At 40.7% G+C, this 18,244-nt stretch carries 23 protein-coding genes; 3 read left to right on the top strand and 20 right to left on the bottom strand.

The genetic code is table 11. The annotated features are described in order from the left end of the window. Positions 1 to 11 precede the first annotated feature (11 nt). From ACE1EF_RS01670 to ACE1EF_RS01650, 5 genes are all read right to left on the bottom strand, one after another. The gene (locus ACE1EF_RS01670; protein ID WP_375718867.1) at positions 12 to 827 is read right to left on the bottom strand and encodes an ABC transporter ATP-binding protein; all 816 of its coding nucleotides are present in this window, start codon (positions 825 to 827) and stop codon (positions 12 to 14) included. A gap of 87 nt (positions 828 to 914) precedes the next feature. After that, a complete protein-coding gene (locus ACE1EF_RS01665; RefSeq protein ID WP_375718866.1) occupies positions 915 to 1,748 on the bottom strand; it encodes a nitroreductase family protein in 834 nt (277 codons plus the stop codon). An 82-nt stretch (positions 1,749 to 1,830) separates the two neighbouring features. Further along, the gene (locus ACE1EF_RS01660; RefSeq protein ID WP_375718865.1) at positions 1,831 to 2,001 is read right to left on the bottom strand and encodes a hypothetical protein; all 171 of its coding nucleotides are present in this window, start codon (positions 1,999 to 2,001) and stop codon (positions 1,831 to 1,833) included. Between the two features lie 186 nt (positions 2,002 to 2,187). After that, complete coding sequence (trxA, locus tag ACE1EF_RS01655; protein WP_375718864.1) at positions 2,188 to 2,487, bottom strand: thioredoxin; 300 nt, start codon at positions 2,485 to 2,487, stop codon at positions 2,188 to 2,190. Between the two features lie 50 nt (positions 2,488 to 2,537). Beyond that, positions 2,538 to 3,020, bottom strand: a complete 483-nt coding sequence (locus tag ACE1EF_RS01650; protein WP_375718863.1) for an Hsp20/alpha crystallin family protein — start codon at positions 3,018 to 3,020, stop codon at positions 2,538 to 2,540. A 241-nt stretch (positions 3,021 to 3,261) separates the two neighbouring features. Between ACE1EF_RS01650 and ACE1EF_RS01645 the strand changes: the two genes are divergently transcribed. Then, on the top strand, positions 3,262 to 3,582 hold the full coding sequence (locus tag ACE1EF_RS01645; protein WP_375718862.1) for an MmcQ/YjbR family DNA-binding protein: 321 nt from the start codon (positions 3,262 to 3,264) through the stop codon (positions 3,580 to 3,582). Positions 3,583 to 3,703: 121 nt separating this feature from the next. Here ACE1EF_RS01645 and ACE1EF_RS01640 read toward each other — a convergent pair whose 3' ends face one another. The 10 genes from ACE1EF_RS01640 to coxB all read right to left on the bottom strand — a co-directional run bounded on the left by ACE1EF_RS01640 (position 3,704) and on the right by coxB (position 11,694). Next, on the bottom strand, positions 3,704 to 4,075 hold the full coding sequence (locus ACE1EF_RS01640; RefSeq protein ID WP_375718861.1) for a DUF4260 domain-containing protein: 372 nt from the start codon (positions 4,073 to 4,075) through the stop codon (positions 3,704 to 3,706). Positions 4,076 to 4,077: 2 nt separating this feature from the next. Further along, positions 4,078 to 4,671, bottom strand: a complete 594-nt coding sequence (locus ACE1EF_RS01635; protein WP_375718860.1) for an NADPH-dependent FMN reductase — start codon at positions 4,669 to 4,671, stop codon at positions 4,078 to 4,080. 286 nt (positions 4,672 to 4,957) lie between these two features. Continuing rightward, entirely contained in the window at positions 4,958 to 5,416 is a 459-nt protein-coding gene (locus tag ACE1EF_RS01630; RefSeq protein WP_375718859.1) for a hypothetical protein, read from the bottom strand. Positions 5,417 to 5,526: 110 nt separating this feature from the next. Next, positions 5,527 to 6,942, bottom strand: coding sequence for a cytochrome b N-terminal domain-containing protein (locus ACE1EF_RS01625; RefSeq protein WP_375718858.1), 1,416 nt, complete (start codon positions 6,940 to 6,942; stop codon positions 5,527 to 5,529). Then, the gene (locus ACE1EF_RS01620; protein ID WP_375718857.1) at positions 6,939 to 7,448 is read right to left on the bottom strand and encodes a QcrA and Rieske domain-containing protein; all 510 of its coding nucleotides are present in this window, start codon (positions 7,446 to 7,448) and stop codon (positions 6,939 to 6,941) included. The genes ACE1EF_RS01625 and ACE1EF_RS01620 overlap by 4 nt, the downstream gene beginning before the upstream one ends. After that, positions 7,435 to 7,683 (bottom strand): hypothetical protein, encoded by a 249-nt coding sequence (locus tag ACE1EF_RS01615; RefSeq protein ID WP_375718856.1) that lies wholly within the window; start codon positions 7,681 to 7,683, stop codon positions 7,435 to 7,437. Before ACE1EF_RS01615 ends, ACE1EF_RS01620 begins: the two co-directional genes overlap by 14 nt. Further along, a complete protein-coding gene (locus ACE1EF_RS01610) occupies positions 7,652 to 8,488 on the bottom strand; it encodes a cytochrome c oxidase assembly protein (protein ID WP_375718855.1) in 837 nt (278 codons plus the stop codon). The genes ACE1EF_RS01615 and ACE1EF_RS01610 overlap by 32 nt, the downstream gene beginning before the upstream one ends. Further along, positions 8,485 to 9,036 (bottom strand): cytochrome c oxidase subunit 3, encoded by a 552-nt coding sequence (locus ACE1EF_RS01605; protein ID WP_375718854.1) that lies wholly within the window; start codon positions 9,034 to 9,036, stop codon positions 8,485 to 8,487. The genes ACE1EF_RS01610 and ACE1EF_RS01605 overlap by 4 nt, the downstream gene beginning before the upstream one ends. Further along, positions 9,023 to 10,705: a cytochrome c oxidase subunit I gene (gene ctaD, locus ACE1EF_RS01600; RefSeq protein ID WP_375718853.1), complete on the bottom strand. Its 1,683-nt coding sequence runs from the start codon at positions 10,703 to 10,705 to the stop codon at positions 9,023 to 9,025. The genes ACE1EF_RS01605 and ctaD overlap by 14 nt, the downstream gene beginning before the upstream one ends. A 26-nt stretch (positions 10,706 to 10,731) precedes the next feature. Beyond that, a complete protein-coding gene (gene coxB / locus ACE1EF_RS01595) occupies positions 10,732 to 11,694 on the bottom strand; it encodes a cytochrome c oxidase subunit II (RefSeq protein ID WP_375718852.1) in 963 nt (320 codons plus the stop codon). Positions 11,695 to 12,132: 438 nt separating this feature from the next. Between coxB and ACE1EF_RS01590 the strand changes: the two genes are divergently transcribed. Both ACE1EF_RS01590 and ACE1EF_RS01585 read left to right on the top strand, forming a co-directional pair. Further along, complete coding sequence (locus tag ACE1EF_RS01590) at positions 12,133 to 13,938, top strand: glycoside hydrolase family 15 protein (RefSeq protein WP_375718851.1); 1,806 nt, start codon at positions 12,133 to 12,135, stop codon at positions 13,936 to 13,938. A 59-nt stretch (positions 13,939 to 13,997) separates the two neighbouring features. Then, entirely contained in the window at positions 13,998 to 14,786 is a 789-nt protein-coding gene (locus ACE1EF_RS01585; protein WP_375718850.1) for a glucose 1-dehydrogenase, read from the top strand. A gap of 14 nt (positions 14,787 to 14,800) precedes the next feature. Here the strand turns inward: ACE1EF_RS01585 and ACE1EF_RS01580 are convergent, their stop codons facing one another. The 5 genes from ACE1EF_RS01580 to ACE1EF_RS01560 form a co-directional block, all read right to left on the bottom strand. Next, entirely contained in the window at positions 14,801 to 15,100 is a 300-nt protein-coding gene (locus ACE1EF_RS01580; protein WP_375718849.1) for a hypothetical protein, read from the bottom strand. Positions 15,101 to 15,102: 2 nt separating this feature from the next. After that, positions 15,103 to 15,324 (bottom strand): hypothetical protein, encoded by a 222-nt coding sequence (locus ACE1EF_RS01575; RefSeq protein WP_375718848.1) that lies wholly within the window; start codon positions 15,322 to 15,324, stop codon positions 15,103 to 15,105. Positions 15,325 to 15,335: 11 nt separating this feature from the next. Continuing rightward, positions 15,336 to 15,737, bottom strand: a complete 402-nt coding sequence (locus ACE1EF_RS01570) for a NifB/NifX family molybdenum-iron cluster-binding protein (RefSeq protein WP_375718847.1) — start codon at positions 15,735 to 15,737, stop codon at positions 15,336 to 15,338. A 279-nt stretch (positions 15,738 to 16,016) separates the two neighbouring features. Then, positions 16,017 to 17,246 carry a patatin-like phospholipase family protein gene (locus ACE1EF_RS01565; protein ID WP_375718846.1) on the bottom strand — a complete coding sequence of 410 codons (1,230 nt, stop codon included), beginning with the start codon at positions 17,244 to 17,246 and terminating at the stop codon, positions 16,017 to 16,019. Positions 17,247 to 17,265: 19 nt separating this feature from the next. Next, a complete protein-coding gene (locus tag ACE1EF_RS01560; protein ID WP_375718845.1) occupies positions 17,266 to 18,207 on the bottom strand; it encodes a tetratricopeptide repeat protein in 942 nt (313 codons plus the stop codon). Positions 18,208 to 18,244: the final 37 nt, after the last annotated feature.

Genomic DNA, 18,244 nt, shown 5'->3' with positions numbered 1-18,244 from the left:
CATAAGCTTTTTTAGTCGAAACTGATGCCTTTGGTGGCTGCATTAAATAAAATCTCAATATCCAGGTCGGTCTCATCACCGTTTCGTGGTGTGACAATCTTATATCCACCAGGAACCGCCTCCTGATACAGTGGTTGATACTTATCCGGATCTGTTACCGATTTAAAAGAAAACTTTTCTGTAATATCATAGATGCTGTGGCTCAGTATAATAGTGCCCTGATCCACAATGATCACCTTGTCAATTATGGTCTCAATATCCTTAACCTGATGCGTAGATATCAGTACCAGCTGATCTTCAGTTAACGCACCGGAAATCACTTTTCTGAATACGGCCTTTGAAGGAATATCCAGGCCATTGGTAGGTTCATCAAGGATTAAAAGCTTGCTGCCACAGGACAAAGTCACTGCGATCAGAAATTTCTTTTTCTGTCCATAAGAGAGCTTGTTAAGCTTCCGCCCCGGATCCAGTTCAAAATCTGACAGTATTCTGTCCATTTTATCTGAATCAAATCCGGGATAAAACCCACGAATGCCATTGACATAATCCTTCATGGATACTGAAGGTAATTCAAACTCTTCCGGAATAAAGAAAATATCCCGCAGCAATTCAGGGTTTCTGCATCCGGGCTTAAAACCTAAAGTCTCGATGCTACCTTTATCTTGTGTTTGTAACAATCCGGCAATGAGCTTTAATAGCGTCGTCTTGCCGGCACCGTTTTTCCCTAGCAGGCCTACAATACTTCCTCCCTGAATATCAAGGGTAAGCTGATTGTATAAAGCCGGCTGTTTACGGTAAGCAAATGTGAGCTGATCAATTTTTATCATGTTCTATCGTTTTGGTGTATTAGTATATTAATACACTACAAATTAAAATGGTTTATTTGTAAAAAGCAAGTAAACGTTAAAAAATAATCAGATTATGTTGTATTCCGGAGGTTTTCTGGATACTTCATTAAGATATTTTGTCTTCGGGTAACCCACTGTCAGAGCTGCAAATACCTGATGTGTATCCGGAATTCCAAAAGCTGTTCTCATTCCTTTACTACGTTCCATGGCTTTCACAATAAACCCGATGAAGCAACTCCCAAGACCGGCTGAGTGAGCGTAATGCGTTGTGTATGTTGCCCAGATTAAAGCATCGTCTTTGGCAAGACTGTATTTACCTGCAGGGCCATGAAAAAGTAATACCAATGGCGCACCATGACAGATTTGGGATGTATTGATTTCCTGTCTTTTGGCATACTTTTGCTTGTATGCTTCCAGACTTTTTAAGCCGTACTGAGGAGAAATCAGATTTACGAAGGGTGAGATTATTGGGTGTGTCAGAAGTCCTATTGCCTTTAACAGCGTTTTAGCCGTAAGGTCGTTCAGTTCCTGAATTCTCCTTCTGTCCATTACAGCTGTTACCTGAACCGTTCTTTTATTACTGGCAGAAGGATAACGGCTCATATTTGTAATCATATCATCCAACAAATCTGAAGGTACAGCTTTGTCTTTATAAGATCTGCAACTTCGTAAGTCTGCAGTAAAATTACGGTATATCAAGGGATCAATACCTGAATTCATCACTGGCAACACATCACCAAACTCGGGCTTTACAGCCTGTTCAGGGCAAACCGCCACACAGTGGCCACAATGAATACAGGAATCATTAATGTGCCAATGGCCTATTTCAATGGCGTCTGAAGGACAATCCTTCACACACTTCATACATTGGGTACATAAATCAGATGCAATAGCAGGCATATTTTTTATGCGAAAGTATTCATTTTGAGAAAACAGTTTTAGCCAAAACCAATAATAAAGCTATTTCTTCGTACGCTGTTCCCTACTTTTTTCTTCTTTCAAGACGGGAAAGATAACGTTCTTTTGCTTCCTCAGCATCAGCATCCTTATCGATATAAATTCTGGTTTTAAAATCGATGATTACTTCCTTGAGGTTATTGATATCAGGAGAAACAGCTGTGGGCTGATTTTTTTTATACATGTTATTAGCCATAACTAACGTTTTAAATTTAAATATCGAATTCATGGTAAGAGGAAGTATGCAGCGTGATGGTGCAACATAACTCAGGATGGGAAAACGATCTTACGTTTAAATATACGACTAATAAACCTGAGATGTCTCCGGTAAATTCAAATAATGATATCGTTTATAGATAATTAACTAAATCACCCCAAAGAATCATATATATTGCGATACAATAGCGCTTAGTTGATTTTTATCCACAACACCTGACTGACGCCAAAGACTCTGTCCGTTTTTAAAGAGAGCCAGGGTTGGTACCCCACGAATCTGAAAACGTGCTGCGATCTCCTGGTTTTTATCCACATCAATTTTAATCACCTTTACCTTTTCTTCCATTTCGCGAGCAAACTGAGCCAGGATAGGTGACTGAACTTTACACGGGCCACACCACTCTGCAAAAAAATCAATTAATACAGGTACATCTGAATTAATGAGTGCATTAAAATTTCCCTTCATTATAGATAAAAAAATCGGGCAGGCACTTCGTCCTGCCCGGGTTTAAAATATTATGATATTTTGATGGTTTTTGCCGGTTTTGGTTTTACTTCTTCCCTTTTGGGAATACTGATATGCAAAATTCCATCTTCGTACTTTGCGGCAATCCTTTCAGCATCCACCACTTTTTCAGATACACTGAAACTACGCTGGAATGACTGATAACTGAATTCCCTTCGGGTGATTTTCTCACCTTCTTTTTCTTCGTTTTTAAACTCTTTTTCAGATGAAATTATCAAACGTCCATTGTCATAGTCTACTTTGAAATCGTCTTTTTTCATCCCTGGTGCTGCAACTTCAATCGTGAAGTCGTTATCGGTTTCTTTAACATTTACTGCCGGCAGGGTTGAATTCATACCAGCGTAATTGAAATTGTTCCAGTCCATCAGATCTCCTTCAAAAAATCTGTCCAGTAATGAAGGAAAGGATGGAAACATGTTGTTCTGATAGTTATCAGATGATTTTCTTAACAGTGACATAATTAAATCCTCCATTTTTTAGTTAGACTTATGTTTTAATTTCGATACTAATTAATCAAAGGATATGCCACTACTTACATCCCAAACATATAGAAATCACTTTATTTATTGTAAATATCTGGATGTCAGTTTTTTTCAAAAAATCAGGTATCATACATCAATTTATACTTTTTAACTGTCTATGTCAAAATGACTTACATGAACTTTTCAAAAATGAAAATTTGACATTGAAATATATTTTTTTGTAATTTAGACGATGATCACAACAGACAGATTTTCAGAACTGGCCATATCTTTTCCGGGAACTGTACAACAGCCGCATTTTGAAAGAACAGCTTTTAAAGTGGAAGGTAAACGTATTTTTGCATCCGTAGATGATAATTCTCAGAGTAGTAATATAAGGCTATCGCCGGAAGAACAGCACGCATTTTGTCAACTGAACCCTGATGCTATTTATCCGGTTGCAAACAAATACGGATTACAGGGCTGGACAACTTTTGATCTCAGAATTTTACCTGAAAATATCATAGATGCAGCTCTTTATTCAGCATATAATCTGACATTCAGCCAAAAGTAATCCCGGCATTCATGCCTGCGTTACTGAAGACTTTTTTATAAAAGAGTTTAATACTTCGTTTAGTACATTTACCGGATAATAGTGAACAATAATAACATGTTATAGTATTTGTCTGCAAAATTTACAACCCCTTCCCTACTTTTTCCTGACCTATCCAGCCCTGATGTGTATGTTTGAAATCATCACTGTATTTCAAACCATACCCAAATATCCGATCCATTGTACTATGGCCGAACAGAATAATGCCAATAAACAGCAGCCAGGTAAGCCCGGTAAAATAACCGGCAAAGGCAATAATTAAGGCTATGGCACGGTGATGAAACAGATTATAAATGAATGCACCGGGACGTGGTCCTGAGAGATATCCCAGCATACTCACATCAGGTATCAGAAGAAAAACCCAGAATAGCCACCAATTGAAACCCAGCAAAAGAGAAATGACATACACCGAAATCAACAGGGCTGCTTCTTCCAGCCTTATCATCTTCATCATAGTCAAACAATTAAGTTTTCCTGGTCTCTTACCATCTCTTCCATATAAAATTTTGGGCAAATGGCATCATTAAAATAAGCATCCATGGCCTGAACCAGTTTACGTAATCTTGTTTCAGTTTTAAGATCTGTACAATTACCCTTACTATCAAATTTTTCTTTTACATGTGCCACAGAAACCGGCCCCGGCAAAATAATTCCTCCTACGTGGGAACAGACTCCCCGTAAGCTTTCCAGTGATTTAACAGCCCCAATTTCACCACTGGCCACCCCAAGCAGGGCAATGGGTTTTCCCGATAACACGGATGGATAGCCAAGATTTTCTATAATCAGTTTAATCACACTGCTGAATGATCCGTGATACTCAGGTGTAGCCAGTATTACGCCGGTAGAATCAGCAACCAGATGTCGCAGACGACTCACATCTTCAGAATGACTACTGATCCCCGGAAAGGGCAGTTGATAATCCACCGGATTAATTATGTTTACTGTAAGATCCTTTGTTTTTCGTATCTCATCAACAAGCACTTTAACAACCTTGGATGTATAATTTCCGGGTCTCACGCTACCAATTATAATAGATATAACTTTTGTCATAGTGTAAAATATTATTCTCTAGCATAACAATCCATAACCAATAATGATCATTTTGGCCTTACCTAATCCTACAGTCAGCTAATTTTCTGTAGATATGATTCAGTTCAGAAATAAAAATTCATATAAATTTTGTATGATTGTTCAGGAAATTCCTCTTATGCATTAAAAAATGATTCACAAGCACACCACCTTCGCAAACGAGGATAAGAACAGGAAACCAAAAGAACAGATAAACGCACGAAAACCTTACTTTTACCTTTTACCTTTTTACTTTTGCCATTTTCCGTCAAAACTTTCGGTAAATAAAAACATGTATTTCCTTATTGGTTATGGATGATTTAAAATCATCGTAGGATAAAATAACATATTCAGAATCAGCCTCAGCGGAACCATTGCCTAGATTCACCGCATGCACATCAACCCATATTTCGTCCTCTGTATTTCTAAGATTGTATTCAACAATAGTTGATGCACGCATACCACTTTCGTTGGTATTACCGTCAAAATTAAAAAATCCTTTTGCCGGAGCCCCACATGGAATTTTGTAAATATTAAAATAAAGTAATTGGTTTGGAATGGGATTGTTATCTTTATCCAAAACGGTAACTGTGGCCTTCAGCGAAACTGTTATTTCCGGTGCAACCGTATCATCGCATGGGTCCATCTTAGAATCAGAACATGAGAATAAAAGTACCGCAATCGCTGTTACCAACAAACGAACCGGGGAGAATTGTGAATTTTTCATGGTGACTGGTATTTTGCAAGTTATGTAAAGAGATACATAAATTTACATCATTTTCAGTCATGTATGAAAAATATCTTCTTTCCGGAAAGCGGTACTTTCGTTAACTGATTCTACTTATTTTCTTTACTATTCTCCTTTTTTCTGGTTTTTAAGAATGTGACCAGTTCATCCAGTTCATCTTTGCTCAGCGTTCCTCCAAAAGCAGGCATATCTTTCCCACCGTTTACAATTTTCAACGTCAGTTGATCACGATTTAAACGGTTTCCGACATCGGTAAGATCAGGCCCGTGAATTCCTCCGTTTCCTGAAATCTTATGACAATAAATGCAGGCTTTGGAATGAAAAAGTTCTGCCCCTTTCTGCGCTTTAGGACTCACATCTCCGATAACCTCCTGCGTTAAGGGTTTAGCATCAAAACGAGGAGACCAGGGAGCCTGTACACCGATATACCAGAAAACCCCGACAGCTGTCAGTGTGGTCGCAACAATACCAATTGACCAAGGTCTGCGCCAGGGACTTCTTTCACCAGTGTTAAATATGATAGGTAATGCAAACAGCACTAATCCGCCAATTAATGGCAGTAAAATAATAGCATAGGATTCCAGTGATCTCGGGATTAGTGCGAACATGGCAAAAATCCACAACAGATACCAGTCCGGACGAGGATTGGTGTTGATATTTGTCGGATCAGGAGGATTACCAATTTCCGGAGGTCCGACAAAAGTGGCAAAGATAAAGATGATAAACACGATAAAAATACCAAATGCCATATCCCGCCAGGCAGCATTAGGCCAGAATGGCACTCCGTCTTTCTTCATCAGATTTTTATACCAGTTCCGGTATGTTTCGCGCTTTACAAGTCTTCCGGCTTTCGGTGGCTCAGAAATACCGTTCCTGATCACAAGATAAAGATGCAGCCCCAACAGTCCGAATATGAATGCCGGAATCAGGAATACATGTATGGCAAAGAAACGACTCAGTGTAGCGCCACCAAGAGTTTCGCCTCCGAGAAGAAACCGGCCGAGTAAAGTACCCAGAACCGGGACCCGCCCTGCCTGCTGTGCAGCTACAACAACGCCCCAGATCCCTTCACTATCGAATCTCAGCAACTGTCCTGTAAAACCCATACCAATGGTCAGAAATAACAACACAACCCCGGATATCCAGCTCATTTCGCGCGGATACTTAAAAGCCGCAAAAATATAGACCCTGATCATATGAATCCCGACAAGGATAATCATTGCAGATGCTCCAAAGTAATGAAGCCCCCTCAGTATACTTCCCAGCGGAACTTCATTAGTAATATATTTGAGTGAATCATACGCATTATCAGTTGTGGGCTGATACAATAATGCGAGTGCCACACCCGTAATTACCTGGATTAAAAATGCAAAAAGGGTAGCACTTCCAAAAACATAAGCCCATCTGGCATTATGTGGCACCAAATGTCGTTTTAACGGATCAAGGGTTTCCGTTATGCCTGTTCGATCATCAATCCAGCTCCAGAGTTGCTTTAATTTATTCATGATTCAGTTTCTCCAATATTAGTAATAGGTACAGGACTGGTAAGTATTTCCACCTGGTTGTTCCGGATTCTTACCGGATATTTATTTAAACCGTGTGGTGGAGGACCGGCAGCGTATGAACCATCTTTATTGTAAACACCACCGTGGCAGGGACATAAAAAAATCTCTGCATCTGCTTCCCAGCGCACCGGACACCCAAGGTGTGTGCAGTTTATGGCAAAAGCGGTGAATTCCTCCTTTGAATTTCGCTGAAGCCATGAGGCAGATTCAGATGACAGGCCTGACCAGGAAAGCGGCATGGCATTTTCGTATTTTACCAGTACGGTTTTTCCTATTTCAAATTCATCCACCTTCCCTACAGCGCGCCATGCTCTTGGTGTTTTTCGAAATAAGGGTGCAAATAAAGCACCCAGTACCGGTATCATAGTCATCAGGCCCAGTAATCCGCCCAGTCCCCACAAAATCTTCATTATGAAGGTCCGCCTGTTTATGTCAATCTCTTTCATCTTCTTCCGGTTTTAAATCTGATATCCAACCTGCTACACCAATCCCCGTAATTAGAATTCCGGGGATCAGCAAACCCAGGGATGCAATAAGTGCCCATAATAAAAACATCACCCCAAATGCCGTTGTTATCGGCCATATCGTTGGTTTCGGAATTATCTGAGGATCAGCTTCCTGTAGCGGATACTGCTCTGTATCAATCTCTCTATTGGTTGTTATATCTTGCTTTGGATTCATAAACGATTGTATTATTATATTCAGCTTTATCATCAGGATGGTTGAAATAACCACCAAGCATAATCAGTATATTCGTGACATAAATAAAACAGGCCGGCACCCACATGATTAAACCACCTGCCTGCTGATCTGTAGCAGTTGTAATACCCCAGGCATTATGTATTATATCCCATATTGCCACATTGCTGCCTGAAAAGAACGGCTGGTAAATGCCCGCCGGGGCAAACGTGATAAAAATACCCAGCACGGTACAGCCAACACAGGCAGTAAACAAATAGAGGGCACACTGCAGAGGTGACAAACGTTTCCAGTTGACGGGTGCATATACAGGCCAGATAAAGATAAGTCCCGCAAGAATAAGGGACAGAAAGCGAATAACGTGAATTGTTTGATTTTCCATGGCAGCCTTAAAAATGACCGGAATATGCCATAAGTACATCGTTCCAATACCTGTTATCCAGGCCACGGGAGTTGAAAAAAGAATATTACCTACCGACTTAAATCGCGAGTTTTTAAGCTTGAGGAAAACTTTCTCCCCTGTACCGGCCAGCAACAATGGTGGCACAATCAGCAACAGTACGATGTGTACTACCATATGAGCACTGAACAAATAATTCATTCCCAGGTAAGAAACCGGCGAAAATGTGACCAGCAGCATCAGAAAAACGCCGGATAAAAACAGTATTTGTTTTCTCACTGGTGAACCGGTACGGTTATACCACCAGAATGCCAGTAAAACCAGCGCTGTGATCAATGCCAGCCAGTTTATATGCCAGTATGTTCCGATATGTATCAATTCATTCATATTAATGATCCTATATATACCACACTAAAAACCACAACCCATACAGCATCCACAAAATGCCAGTAAACTGTAGCTGTATTCAATGTATCATATTCTACTTTCATGTAAGCTCCCGATCTGATCAGTCCACCGATTATTGTAAGCACTATCAGACCAATCAACACGTGAAAACCATGAAAGCCGGTGAGGGTAAAAAAAGCTGAACCAAACAGGTTTTTGCTGACCGTAATATGTTCACTTATCAGAGTCTCATATTCAAGTCCCTGTCCGATGAGGAAAATAAGGCCCAAAACCACCGAAGCACCCAACCACCAAAGCATGCTTTTGCGCTGGTTCTTTTTTAATTTTCTGTTGGCCACTTCAATTGTCAGACTGCTGGCCAGCAACATAACTGTAAAAACAGCTGTCTTGGGCACATCAAGATATTTAGCACTCGCAGACAGGCGTCCTCCTGCATGACTGTAAAAGACATACGAAATGATGAGCGCAATGAAGAAGAATGCTTCAGAGGCCACAAAAATCGTCATCATCAGTTTATTTTTTGACATCGTTCTTCTTTTTTTCTTTTCGTTTCCAGTCCGGATCCTCCGGATGATTGATATCCCATACCGGGCGCGCACTTCTGACCATCGGGACAGATTCAAAATTCTTAAGCTGTGGCGGTGATGTGGTCAGCCACTCCAGGGTAAACGCATGCCATGGATTGTCACCTGCCTTTTCACCTTTTCTGAGGCTATAAATGATATTCCAGACAAATACAAAAAAGGATCCGCCAAAAATGACAGCACTTAAGGTTGAAAACAGGTTCAAACCACCCAGGTAAGGCAGATCGGGATATGTAAATACGCGCCTTGGCATCCCGAATAACCCTAACAGGTGGAATACAAAGAATGTACAGTTAAATCCTATAAAGAAAAGCCAGAAATGCCACTTTCCTATTTTTTCAGACAGCTTTCGCCCTGTCATTTTAGGAAACCAGTAATAAACGCCGGCCATAGCTCCGTGAATGGCTCCTCCGATAAATACGTAATGAATATGCGCGACTACAAAATAGGTATCCGTTAAACGCAGATCAGCAGGAACCACAGCAAACAGCACACCGCTTAATCCACCTACCGTAAAATCGATGAGAAAAGCCAGTGCAAACAACATAGCAGTCTTTAAGCGCACCGAACCACCCCATATGGTTGCTGACCAGTTGAAAATTTTCACTCCGGTAGGCACGGCAATCAACATGCTGGCTGCCGCAAAAAAAGCGTTGAAGGTGTTTCCCAATCCAACCGCAAACATATGGTGTGCCCACACACCAAAGGATAAAAGGGCAATTGCCACTGTTGACGCAGCTACAAAGGAATACCCGAAAATGGGCTTTCGCGAGAATACGGGTATGACTTCGGAAATTATTCCAAATGCAGGCAGAGCCAGAATATAAACCTCAGGATGTCCGAATGTCCAGAACAGATGCTGATACATGATGGCTGAACCACCGGTATAGGTTGTAAAAAAGTGCGCTCCCAGCAAGCGGTCAATTAAAACCATGACCAAACCGGCATTCAATACCGGGAAAGCGCCAAGAATTAAAAAGGCGTTCACAAAAGACATCCATACAAAAAGTGGCAGCTTATTAAATGACATGCCTTTAACGCGCATGGTCAGCGTAGTGACAATAATATTCAGTGCTGCTCCTACAGAGCCAATCCCCATGAGTAAAATGCTCATAGCCCAGTAGTTGATTCCCGGAGAAGAACTGTAAAAGCCTTCACTTAAAGGCACATAACTGAACCATCCTACATTGGGAGCTCCTCCGGCTAAAAAGCTGAAATGCAATAGCAAAGCGCCAAATAAAAACATCCAGAAACTAAATGCATTCAGTCTTGGGAATGCCATTTCATTGGCTCCGATCATCAACGGTAAAGCGTAGGTTATGAAACCTATGACCATTGGCATCAAAACAAGAAAAATCATGGTCGTCCCATGCATGGAAAATATCTGATTATAAGCTTCCGGCGATAAGACATCATTCTGTGGTTGCATCAGCTGTATTCGCATCAGCATGGCTTCGGTGAATCCTGTAAAAAAGAAGACAAGCGAAGACAGCAGGTATAAAATACCCAGCATTTTATGATCAGTTGTTGACAACCAGCTTAATAATCCCTTGCTGGTAAAAGCATTTGGCAGACGTGTTTCCTGTTCAGGTATATTCAGACTAAGTCGCATGTGGTAAATAAGTTTGTCATATATGATTATTTCAGATGATCCAGAAATTCAGATATTGCATCGACTTCCTGCTTTGAGAGTAACATATTGGGCATATTGGCTCCCTCCTTCACTTTTTGTGGATTTGTAAGCCATTTTTTCAGATTCTCCGGATTGTTTTCCATCATTCCACTCAACAGTGTTTTACGGGATGCCAGATGTGTCAGATCCGGACCAATTACTGCACTTGCAGCCGTACCTTTTATCGAGTGGCAGTTGCCACAGGTCATCTGTTGAAACATATGTGCACCTGCAATGGCCAGACTATCCTCAGGTGGGATAAAAGGTTTACGTTCCTCATTAAGCCACTGATCATATTTCGCTTCCGGCTCAGCTATGACACTGATTCTCATCCAGGCATGTTCCATACCGCAAAACTCACTGCAGGTCCCCTGAAATACTCCGGCACTGTCTGATTCTATCCATCCCTCATTTGTGCGCCCGGGAATAGCATCAATCTTTCGTCCAAGCGCAGGCACCCACCAGCTATGAATCACATCCGCAGATTTAATATGCATTAAAAGCCTTTTGCCTACCGGAATGTGTAACTCATTTGCCGTAACCACATCATGGCCGGGATAGCGCATTTCCCACCACCACTGATGTGCAATGATCACTATATCAGGTTTTTGCCCCTCCTTTACCGGTTCATTAATCTGTTTCATAGCTTTAAGTGACATGAAAAAAAGAACCACTACAATAATGAGAGGAATGACGGTCCAGGTTAATTCCAGACCTTTATTACCTGTAATCTGTTTTGGATTTCCGGGTCTTTTAGCTGACCGATAACGTATAACGCCACCAACAACCATAAATATGACTATGGCAAGAATGACGGCTGCAATCACCATATAAATCAGAAAAAGTCGGTTGATATCATCTGCCTGAGCCGAAGTTGACACAAACATTTCTTGGAAGAATTTCTTTACCGCATCCAGAAAAAGTATCATATACTACATTTTATGATGGCCTGTCGGTCGGTTATTAAATTCAATATTGAATTACCGCATAACATGAAGCGGATATTGAAAGAACAATCATAAAACACTTAATATAAACTTTTTATAATAAATTAACACCATATGGTTCAAATCCTGATATTTTTAGTCAGTCTTTCTCGTTAAGCCTTTTTAATAAATGCTTACAGTACATTAAACATTTTTAAACATTTGAGTTTTCTGTAGACCGTGCTACCCAATGTGAGGAATAATTGCCCGATTTTAGCCATAAACAAATTAAGTACTGCTTTCGTCATAAATACGTAATGATGCACTGTCAGCCGCATTATAAGCGCCTTCACATTATTTAATACTTTTTTCTGATAAGTGGTCCTTTTGTTGGTACATCTTAGAACAGAAACATTTATGTACTGACATAAAACAGAAAAAATGAATGCTGAAAGCAATTACTTACCAATAGAAGATTACGGATTAATAGGCAATCTGCAAACCGGAGCCCTGATATCCAAAACAGGATCCATTGATTACCTGCCTTTCCATCAGTTTGATGCGCCTCTCGTGTTGGGATCTTTACTGGATTCGAAAAATGGCGGTTATTTTTCTGTTGAACCGGAAAGCAAGGATATCAACCATAAACAACTGTATCTTCCTGATACAGCCGTACTACTGACACGATACCTGGCAGAAGATGGTATCGCTGAACTAACCGATTTTATGCCACCGGTATTTATAGAGGATAAAATGATTCTGGTCAGAAAGCTCAAGGTTATAAAAGGTGCCCATACATTTCTGTTCAAATTTAAACCGGGTTTCAACTTCGGACAGACAAGGTTTGATTATCAGGTAAAAAAAGACCGGATTATCATCAGTACAGATCATGGTGAGAAGCTGATTCTGAAAAGCAACCTTGAATTCACCTTTCAGGACGGTGAATTTACAGCTAAAGCTGACCTTAAAACAAAGGATGAAGTGTTTATGGTTCTCATCAGTGGTGATGAAGAAGATTCAGTGATAGAACTGAAGCCAACCTCCTACTTTACCAAAAAACTATTTACAAAAACCATTAATTTCTGGCACAAATGGATAAAAAAATCATCATATAAGGGGAAGTGGCAGGAAGTTGTCAACAGGGCAGCCATCACACTAAAGCTTTTGACTTCATATACTTATGGTTCAACTATTGCTGCAGCAACCCTGGGACTGCCCGAAGTGATTGGAGGGAACCGGAACTGGGACTACAGATACACCTGGATCCGGGATGCTGCCTTTACGATGCGTGCCTTCCTGCAGCTGGGTTACATGAAAGAAGCGAAACACTTTATCGACTGGATTGAGGATCGCTGTAATGAAATAAATGATGCCGGCGATTTGAAGCTGATGTACCAGGTGGATGGCGGAACCAATATTGAAGAGAAATCGCTCGAACATCTTGAAGGCTATAAAAAGTCTTCACCTGTCAGAACAGGAAACGGAGCTTTCAACCAGTTTCAACTGGACATTTACGGTGAACTGATTGATACCATTTATCTATACAATAAACACGGAGGTCCGATCAGTTATGAATTCTGGATGAATCTGAAAAAATTCGTTGACTTTGTCTGCGATAACTGGCAGACTAAAGACCGTGGAATGTGGGAAGTCAGGGATGAAAAACGTGAATTTCTGATATCCAAAGTTATGTCCTGGGTTGCCATAGACAGAGGTATCCGGATAGCAGAACACCGATCCTTTCCTGCTCCACTTGAAGAATGGAGAAAAACCAGAGACCGCATATATGATGATTTTTATAATAACTACTGGAATCCGGAGCTTAAAGCGTTTGTGCAATTCCGTGGATCTAAAAACCTGGATGCCTCTTCACTACTGATTCCGTTGGTCAGAATATTAAGTCCAAAAGAACCCAGATGGATCTCCACCCTGAACGCCATCGAAAAAGACCTGGTCACCGATACGCTGGTATACCGCTACAGACTTGATGAAGGTGCAAGCGATGGCTTTTCAGGACAGGAAGGTACATTTAGCATGTGCTCATTCTGGTATATTGAGTGTCTGGCCAGTTCCGGTGACAGACAAAAAGCCGTACTCGCTTTCGAAAAAATGCTCGGCTATTCCAATCATCTTGGGTTGTATTCTGAACAAATCAGCATGAAAGGAGAACAGCTTGGTAATTTTCCACAGGCATTTACACACCTGGGCCTGATAAGTGCTGCACTCCAATTGAGTAAAACAAAATAGATATAAGACATAAGATATAAGATAAAAGATTTAGGATATATGACAAATCAATGGATAATATGAAACTGAAAGGAAAAGTGGCACTGATTACAGGTGCTTCGAGTGGAATTGGTAAAGCAATTGCACTTCGGTTTGCCGCTGAAGGAGCAACGGTTGTAGTGAATCATTTCAAGCAGGAAGATAAGGCCAGAGAAGTGGTAGAGAAGATTCGTTCAGAGAACGGGAAAGCCATATATATTGAGGCAGATATCAGTAAGGAGGATGATGTCGTGGCCATGTACAGTAAAATAATGGAACGCATCGGGAAACTGGACATCCTGGTTAATAATGCCGGCAGACAGAAAGATGCTCCGGTTTGGAAGATGTCACTGGAGGACTGGAATGCCGTGATAGATGTGGATTTAACAGGCCATTTTTTGTGTACACGTGAAGCAGCTAAAATATTTCTGCAAAAAGATACAAATGAAGAAGTGCCGGGAAATATTGTTTTTATTACCTCGGTTCATCAGAATATTCCCTGGGCTCAGCGAGCAAATTATACCGCAGCCAAAGCGGGTGCATCCATGCTGATGAAGACAGTAGCCATGGAACTGGCGCCCGGGAATATCAGGGTTAATGCTGTCGCTCCGGGAGCCGTAAAAACAGCCATTAACATCGATAATTTCAAAGATCCCGATGAGAAGGAAAAAATCCTGCGAAAAATTCCCTTCGGAAAAGCCGGAAAGACCAACGATATTGCATCAGCTGTGTTGTGGCTTGCATCGAGTGAAGCAGGATACATTACCGGTGAAACCATATTTGTAGACGGCGGCATGGAACTGTATGCTGATTTTGCACATGGAGGGTAGATCAGAAGTCCGGTTCACAAAAACCTTATTTCTACTTCACCACCTTTCTGCGCCATCTCAAACATACCACTGTTCTGTATTGTCGTCATCATATTAAAACAACTTTGCGTCAAATCAGTCAAGATTTTATCTTGTTCATGGGGAATGCAATCTTTATGAAAATAACAGTGCAGATGATTTTCATCTGTTTTATCATACTGAATAATAAATGCTGCATGTTCAGGAAATACCAGATCATCATAAGCGTACATGATATTTAATCCGGTAGACTTCTTTACTATTCCACGCACTTTTTCCAAATCAAAATAAGCCATATTTATAACAGTTTAAACCACATTCGTAACTGATGGTAATATTCCGCATCATCGGCTGACCGGCATTTTACCAATTGCATATTCACGGCATCCTCAAATTCCAGATCATTAAAATCAAGCCATTTCAACAGCTCCTTACGTGTTTTGAATCCCGCACATTTATCTCTTAATTCACTACTGGAGATCGCATCTCCCAAAAACTTGATTGCTTTACTAAGGGCCATAGTTATCTGTTTTATATATCACATGATGTTGAACTGCAGGAACCACAGGAACTGCTGCAGGATGCACTGTTTTCAAATGCCATTTGAGAGGAAAACAACTCCAGATTCTCATCGATAAAGCAGAGGATGTTTTCCTGCAGATCATCACTCTCTGCCTTAAAAACACTTATTCCACTTTCCACAAAGAGTCCAAGTGCCATGGGAGGCATCTGCTGACTGATGACAGCCGCAATTCCCATCCTTTTTAAACCCAGACTGATGTTTCCAACATCTTCACTGATAGATCTTGTTTCAATCCACACCATCATTTTTGATTCCGTATCATAAATTGCTGCAAAAGCAGCGTTATGAAAACTAGCTGCAAGAACATTTCTGGAACGGTCTGCATCAACCACCGGAATTATTACCTTCATATGCATATCTTTTTATAGACTGATTCCTTAAAAACAAGACGAATGCCATAGATTGCATTAATTTGAAAATGTGAAACTTAACATTCAACCTCAAATCCATTTCCTACATTTTTGTAGGGAACCAGAGAATCTGCGACATAATTGTGCGAATTAAACCACAATAAAATTCCATCTAAACGCAGGGACTTCAGAAAATAAAAAACCCGGACGTTAAACATCCGGGTTCTGCTTGTATGAATTATTCCATACACACCTAAGCATGTATGAAAAAGAGAAGTGCTATTTCATAACCTGACCTGCACGCACCTGTTTATATTTTTCCCAGTTGAAATTGCGCAGGAACTGATCAGCAGCTTTTGCCCCACGCACAAACAAGTCAATCTTGGCTTTTTCCGTGATCCCAAAATTCAGCCAGTCGTGATCCCCTATATCTATATTCTGAACCAGCATGCGCAACTCCGGATTTTTAAGAATAAACTCATAATCATGGAGATGTCTTATGGAATTAAAAAGAGCGCCAAACAAACCTAAAGGGCTTTCCACGGTATTGGCTTTATTGCGATCAACACCAAGTTTTACACCAAATGTAGGTAAGCGTGGAATGGTATTGAATTTATGAAAAAGATCGATGGGGAAATTAGACATGATGCCGCCGTCCACAAAATATGCTTTATCCGGAATAACGCCCTTATATTTCGCCAGATCATACCAGTTATTCATAGCATCCGGTCCCACCGGAAGATCATCGATTATAAGTGGTTCAAAAAAATACGGTATCGACATGGAAGCCCTTACATAATAAGCCGGATTTGTTTCGTCCCCGTTTTTCCAGTACAGAGCTCGCATACGCGGGAATTCAACCTTGGTTTCTGTGGTTATATCTGATGCAATTACAGCGAAACGAGGTTTCAATCCATCCAAAGTCCTGTCCACACCATCCCTTATTTTCATACCTTCCGGAAGCGTGCCAAACTGATCCAGTAAATCTTTTGTGGTTACGATCCCATTATCTTTCAGCACATCTGCCAGCCAGCTGTAAAAATCATTTCCGGGGTTCAGTCCCAGGTTATCGAATACATTATCTATAATCTGCATTCCTTTCCATACGAGCTTCACCCTTTTGGCTTTTTCAACAATAGCCTCAATAAAATCTTTTGAATCCTTGTCTCCATCCACAAAATCATAAAGGTTTTTAGAAGCCAGAACATTTAAAAGTTTTTCATACTTGGTCTCATTTATTTTACCCAGCGAAGCCAGCAAGAGCGCGTTTATAGATCCTGCTGATGTTCCGGCAAGGCTGAAAAACCGCACACCCATCTGTTCCATCACATAAGTATACCCTATGAGTGCGACACCAAGTACGCCGCCGCCCTCCTGTACCAGTTCCACATACTGATGGTTTGAACTGTCGACAACATCAGAAAACACTTTTTTATCTATACCGTCCTGTTTCAGGTTTCTAAGCAATAGAAAAACCTCGGGATTCTCAGTAAAATCTTTCGTATCCATACAAATTAAAATTTAAGTTTTATTGCGTAAGTATTGGTTGATCAATATGTAACTGCGGAAGAACCGAATCGGTATGAATAAAATATCCGGGACGTTGTTTTGCCGTTTTTACAGCAACCTGAATCACAGCTTTACCGAAGTTTTGCGATTTGCCATCACTTGCGGACTTCGCCGAAATGGATTCAGCAATGTTTTTGCTTTGTTGCACATTACCATTTTCTATGGCTTCCTTTAATCGTTCCGAATTGCTGGCATAATTAAGTATTTCCATGGCAGTTGAATCCGAGGGTTTCCTGTCCAGTATTTTTTGGGCGTTTCTTTTTGCTTCCACCGTGTTTCCTGTTAAAAGGTAGGCCTCAGCGATTTTCATATCCACATAATTTCCCTTAAAAGAAACATCTTTCAAACGGTCAATATTTACCCTCACATTTTCCTGCGCTTCTTCACTTTCAGGATTGTCAATCAGGCCTTCTATCGCTGCACTACCACGCGCGAGTTTGATAACCTCATCTGCTTTTTGATTTGTTCTATCCTGTTTTAAGGCTTTACCGGCATAAGATATTCCTTCTTCATAATTACCCAGTAAGGTCTTTGCCATCGCCATTTCTGTCAGGTTATCCGATGACCGGATATTTTTGTTTTCCAGTCGGTTAACGATTTTTTCCAGCTCCTGTTTATTTTCTTTTTGATCTGATCCGGTTAATAACTCCCTGTTCTTTTCTCTGAGTATAATAGTCAGGTTTTTATATGATATTTCCTGAATACCTGGAAAAGCAATCATAATAACTGCACCGGCAAAAAATGCGATGAACGACCGCGGGACTTTACGACCTTTAGCAACCAGGATCACAATAGATACAATCAGCAGCAGCAGCACCAGTATACCGAAATAGAGCAGAACACTTTCATAGAGCGACAGGCCATCTATCAGAATTGCATCGGGACTTATTTTCAGAATCATAATTTTACCATTAAAAGAATTTGTTAACAAGGATTGC

It is taken from the genome of Quyinboa sediminis (genome assembly GCF_042219855.1).
Taxonomy (GTDB): Bacteria; Bacteroidota; Bacteroidia; order Bacteroidales; family UBA5342; genus JBHJHP01.
This window is presented reverse-complemented; position numbering and strand designations above follow the sequence as displayed.

Excerpts from the sequence above, each read along its gene's own strand:
- ACE1EF_RS01670 (WP_375718867.1), bottom strand. The coding sequence starts at position 827 with ATGATAAAAATTGATCAGCTCACATTTGCTTACCGTAAACAGCCGGCT.
- ACE1EF_RS01665 (WP_375718866.1), bottom strand. The coding sequence starts at position 1,748 with ATGCCTGCTATTGCATCTGATTTATGTACCCAATGTATGAAGTGTGTG.
- ACE1EF_RS01660 (WP_375718865.1), bottom strand. The coding sequence starts at position 2,001 with ATGGCTAATAACATGTATAAAAAAAATCAGCCCACAGCTGTTTCTCCT.
- trxA (WP_375718864.1), bottom strand. The coding sequence starts at position 2,487 with ATGAAGGGAAATTTTAATGCACTCATTAATTCAGATGTACCTGTATTA.
- ACE1EF_RS01650 (WP_375718863.1), bottom strand. The coding sequence starts at position 3,020 with ATGGAGGATTTAATTATGTCACTGTTAAGAAAATCATCTGATAACTAT.
- ACE1EF_RS01645 (WP_375718862.1), top strand. The coding sequence starts at position 3,262 with ATGATCACAACAGACAGATTTTCAGAACTGGCCATATCTTTTCCGGGA.
- ACE1EF_RS01640 (WP_375718861.1), bottom strand. The coding sequence starts at position 4,075 with ATGATGAAGATGATAAGGCTGGAAGAAGCAGCCCTGTTGATTTCGGTG.
- ACE1EF_RS01635 (WP_375718860.1), bottom strand. The coding sequence starts at position 4,671 with ATGACAAAAGTTATATCTATTATAATTGGTAGCGTGAGACCCGGAAAT.
- ACE1EF_RS01630 (WP_375718859.1), bottom strand. The coding sequence starts at position 5,416 with ATGAAAAATTCACAATTCTCCCCGGTTCGTTTGTTGGTAACAGCGATT.
- ACE1EF_RS01625 (WP_375718858.1), bottom strand. The coding sequence starts at position 6,942 with ATGAATAAATTAAAGCAACTCTGGAGCTGGATTGATGATCGAACAGGC.
- ACE1EF_RS01620 (WP_375718857.1), bottom strand. The coding sequence starts at position 7,448 with ATGAAAGAGATTGACATAAACAGGCGGACCTTCATAATGAAGATTTTG.
- ACE1EF_RS01615 (WP_375718856.1), bottom strand. The coding sequence starts at position 7,683 with ATGAATCCAAAGCAAGATATAACAACCAATAGAGAGATTGATACAGAG.
- ACE1EF_RS01610 (WP_375718855.1), bottom strand. The coding sequence starts at position 8,488 with ATGAATGAATTGATACATATCGGAACATACTGGCATATAAACTGGCTG.
- ACE1EF_RS01605 (WP_375718854.1), bottom strand. The coding sequence starts at position 9,036 with ATGTCAAAAAATAAACTGATGATGACGATTTTTGTGGCCTCTGAAGCA.
- ctaD (WP_375718853.1), bottom strand. The coding sequence starts at position 10,705 with ATGCGACTTAGTCTGAATATACCTGAACAGGAAACACGTCTGCCAAAT.
- coxB (WP_375718852.1), bottom strand. The coding sequence starts at position 11,694 with ATGATACTTTTTCTGGATGCGGTAAAGAAATTCTTCCAAGAAATGTTT.
- ACE1EF_RS01590 (WP_375718851.1), top strand. The coding sequence starts at position 12,133 with ATGAATGCTGAAAGCAATTACTTACCAATAGAAGATTACGGATTAATA.
- ACE1EF_RS01585 (WP_375718850.1), top strand. The coding sequence starts at position 13,998 with ATGAAACTGAAAGGAAAAGTGGCACTGATTACAGGTGCTTCGAGTGGA.
- ACE1EF_RS01580 (WP_375718849.1), bottom strand. The coding sequence starts at position 15,100 with ATGGCTTATTTTGATTTGGAAAAAGTGCGTGGAATAGTAAAGAAGTCT.
- ACE1EF_RS01575 (WP_375718848.1), bottom strand. The coding sequence starts at position 15,324 with ATGGCCCTTAGTAAAGCAATCAAGTTTTTGGGAGATGCGATCTCCAGT.
- ACE1EF_RS01570 (WP_375718847.1), bottom strand. The coding sequence starts at position 15,737 with ATGAAGGTAATAATTCCGGTGGTTGATGCAGACCGTTCCAGAAATGTT.
- ACE1EF_RS01565 (WP_375718846.1), bottom strand. The coding sequence starts at position 17,246 with ATGGATACGAAAGATTTTACTGAGAATCCCGAGGTTTTTCTATTGCTT.
- ACE1EF_RS01560 (WP_375718845.1), bottom strand. The coding sequence starts at position 18,207 with ATGATTCTGAAAATAAGTCCCGATGCAATTCTGATAGATGGCCTGTCG.